Source organism: Mycobacterium sp. (assembly GCF_049673265.1).
Classification (GTDB): Bacteria; Actinomycetota; Actinomycetes; order Mycobacteriales; family Mycobacteriaceae; genus Mycobacterium.
Window position 1 is genome coordinate 1 of record NZ_JBATXN010000418.1, and the last position, 3,160, is coordinate 3,160.

At 65.6% G+C, this 3,160-nt stretch carries 4 protein-coding genes and 1 riboswitch; all 4 genes read left to right on the forward strand.

What is annotated here, in order from left to right; translation table 11 throughout:
• Positions 1 to 486, forward strand: a 486-nt coding sequence (locus WBF82_RS14280) for a heavy metal-binding domain-containing protein (RefSeq protein ID WP_424383653.1), incomplete at its 5' end; no start/stop codon positions are given.
• Positions 486 to 860 (forward strand): DUF5073 family protein, encoded by a 375-nt coding sequence (locus WBF82_RS14285; RefSeq protein ID WP_424383654.1) that lies wholly within the window; start codon positions 486 to 488, stop codon positions 858 to 860. The genes WBF82_RS14280 and WBF82_RS14285, both read left to right, overlap by 1 nt.
• Positions 861 to 892: 32 nt before the next feature.
• Positions 893 to 1,082, forward strand: a riboswitch (cobalamin riboswitch).
• 37 nt (positions 1,083 to 1,119) lie between these two features.
• The gene (locus WBF82_RS14290) at positions 1,120 to 1,830 is read left to right on the forward strand and encodes a (2Fe-2S)-binding protein (protein WP_424383655.1); all 711 of its coding nucleotides are present in this window, start codon (positions 1,120 to 1,122) and stop codon (positions 1,828 to 1,830) included.
• Between the two features lie 136 nt (positions 1,831 to 1,966).
• On the forward strand, positions 1,967 to 3,160 hold a 1,194-nt coding region (locus tag WBF82_RS14295; RefSeq protein ID WP_424383656.1), incomplete at its 3' end, for a PPE family protein.

Sequence of the window (3,160 nt, forward strand, 5' to 3'; positions counted from 1 at the left end):
TGGCGCCAGCACGGCGCCGAATCCGAGCACTTGGAGTTCATCGCTGTCGGAACCGCGGTGCGCTACACCCCGAAACCAGGGGCCTTTCGGCGCGGTAATGGACAGGCCTTTTCCAGCCATCTGTCCGGGCAGGACATGGCGACCCTGCTTCGATCGGGCTACGCGCCCGTGGCGTTCGTCATGGGCAACTGCGTGTTTCACATTGCCGCGCAAGGCTTTCTGCAGACCCTGCGACAGATGGGTCGCAACGTCGAGATGCCGCAGTGGACGACGGGAAACTACGAAGCGCGCGAGTTGGCCATGTCGCGTATGCAAGGCGAAGCTGAGCGCGACGGCGCATCGGGAGTCGTCGGGGTGCATTTCACCATCCAGAACTACGCGTGGGGCTTCCACACCGTGGAGTTCTACGCCGCCGGAACAGCCGTGCGGCGCAGCGGCACAGCCGAAACCATCGAGCCGTCGTTCGTGCTCGCGATGAATGACTGATGGCGGCCTTCGACGCCGAGCGAGTGAGCCGCACCGTCGCCGGTGCGCTGGCCGGACCGGGCGGCATCGCGTTGGTGATCAACGTCTTTGCCGGGCTGCCGGGCGTCGCGCACACCCCTGCCCGTCGGGGGGTGTTTCGATCACAAGCCGCACGACTGCAGATCGGTGACTGGCGCTACGAGGTGACCCGCGACGACCGGTTGAGGGCCGCACACGTGGTCGGTGGCATCGTGATTGCCGAGGAGGTGCTGCTGGCCGACGCGGTGGGACCGCACCTCGCCCGCTCCCTCGGCCAGATTGTCGCCCGCTACGGTTCGGCGGTCATCCCGAACATCGATGCGGCGGTAGACGCGTTGAGCGCCAGCGCGGGGTGAAATAGATCTCGGCTGATTCGTTACCGCTTGGACTGACCGAAGTGCGACAATGTCGCCCGTAAGGCGATGACGATGCAGGAAGCCGGTGCAAATCCGGCGCGGTCCCGCCACTGTGATCGGGGAGCGAACCTCACTAGCCACGGCTCATAAGCTTCAAGAGCCGGAAGGCGAGGCGAGCAGTGATCCGAGAGCCAGGACACTCGCGTCGTCGCATCCTGCAACCCGGGGCGGTCGACCCCGAGAGAGCTGACCTACTTCCATGGCGCGTCCGCGTTTCGACGCTCTCCAGCGAGTGCTCGCCGAACTATCCGCGATCGGCCCCTATTTTGCGGTAGGCATCGGACCTGTTGACGACGGGTGGCGTCCCGTGCAGCAGCTCTACACCGACGCGGCATTACTCGACGGGATCATCAGCCGAGTTCAAGCACGCATCGATACCGCAGAGCAGCGGGTCGCAGCGTCGACGTTCTTCCTCGGCTTCGCCGCGCGGCTGTGGTCGATCGGCCTGGGTGCGGTGGCGGGCCACGGACTGCTCCTCGACCTGAACGCCGAGCGTTTGCTGTTCCGGGAAGCCGACGGCCAAATTCGGCTCCACATCCAACATCCGGCCGCCTGGCAAGGCGACAACCTTGAGCAGCTGCTGGCAGATATCGTCCTCGCAGAACACCTGACGCCCCTCACCGCGGCACTTCGCCGACTCGGGCCCATCTCGGGCTTGTTGCTGCGAGGCAATGCGGCCTCCGCCCTGCTCGGCGCCGCGCTCGTGTTCGACCGCAGCGCCAAAGCGGGGCCCGGGTGGCAACTGGCTCGCCGGCTATGCTCTGACGAAAGACTCTCGGGCGCAGTACTTTTCGACGGCGACAGCTACCGCCGGACTAGCTGCTGCCTCTATTACCGCGCTCCCCGCGGCGGGCTGTGCGGCGACTGCGTTCTTACTGACAAGCCCGAGCAGGTGACGAACAACCGATGATCAACAACTTCGCGACCAGCTGGCGTGGGGGCAGCTGGAACTGTGGGACCGGCTGCGGGCTAAGTACCTGGGCCTGGATCCCGACCCACTTGACCGATCCGGCAAGGGTTTTCGTCATGGCTAAGGGAGACGATCGATGACCGCACCGATCTGGATGGCAGCACCGCCGGAAGTCCATTCTGCGCTGCTGAGCAGCGGTCCGGGCCCTGGCTCGTTGCTGGCAGCCGCGGGGGCGTGGAACTCGCTCAGCACCGAATACACCCAAACTGCCGCGGAACTGACCGCCGTCTTAAACGGCGTGCAGTCCGGCGCGTGGCAAGGCCCGACCGCCGAAGAGTATGTGGCCGCCCATGCGCCGTATCTGGCATGGCTGATGCAGGCCAGCGCCGACGCCGCCACGACCGCCACACACCACGAAACCACGGCCACTGCCTACACCACCGCGTTGGCAACCATGCCGACCCTGGGCGAGCTGGCCGCCAACCACGCCACCCACGCGGTGCTGCTGGCGACGAATTTCTTTGGCCTCAACACGATTCCGATCGCGCTGAATGAGGCCGATTATGCGCGGATGTGGGTTCAGGCCGCGACCGTGATGAGCACCTATCAGGGTGTGGCCACCGCCGCGCTGGCGGCATCACCGCAAACCCCGCCCGCGCCGCCGGTTGTGAAATCCGCTGCGGCCGCGGCAACCCCTGCCGATTCGAGCTCGTTGCCCCCGGACACCGAAGACCAATGGCTGCAATGGCTACAGAACATCGGATACACCGACTTCTACAACAACGTGTTGCAGCCGCTGATCAACAACCTGCTGAACGACCCCTACTTGGCATCGCTGCTGTCCGGATTCGACCCCTATCTGGCCGAGCTCGGTAACCCGCTCATCTTCCTCGACCCGTTCAACATCGCGTTCGCCCTCGGCTATCCGATGGATATCGGCACATATGTCGCCTTCCTGTCGCAAACCTTCGCGTTTATCGGGGCGGACCTCACCGCGGCGTTCGCCTCAGGAAATCCGGCGACCATCGGCTTCACTCTGTTGTTCACCACCGTCGAAGCCATCGGCACGGTCATCACCGACACCATCGCGTTGCTGAAGACGCTGCTCGAGCCGACTCTTCTGCTGCTCCCGACGGTCCTGCCGCTGTTGACCGTCCCATTGGCTCCGCTGGTGGTCCTCCCCCTTGGTGCCAGCGGCTTGGCAGGCCTCGCCGGATTGGCCGGGCTGACCGCGATCCCGGCGCTGCCCGTCGCCCCGATCCCTCCGCCCATCGCGCTGGGACTCGCCCCGACTCCGGCTCCCGTTCCAGCACCGGCGCCCGCCTCGGCC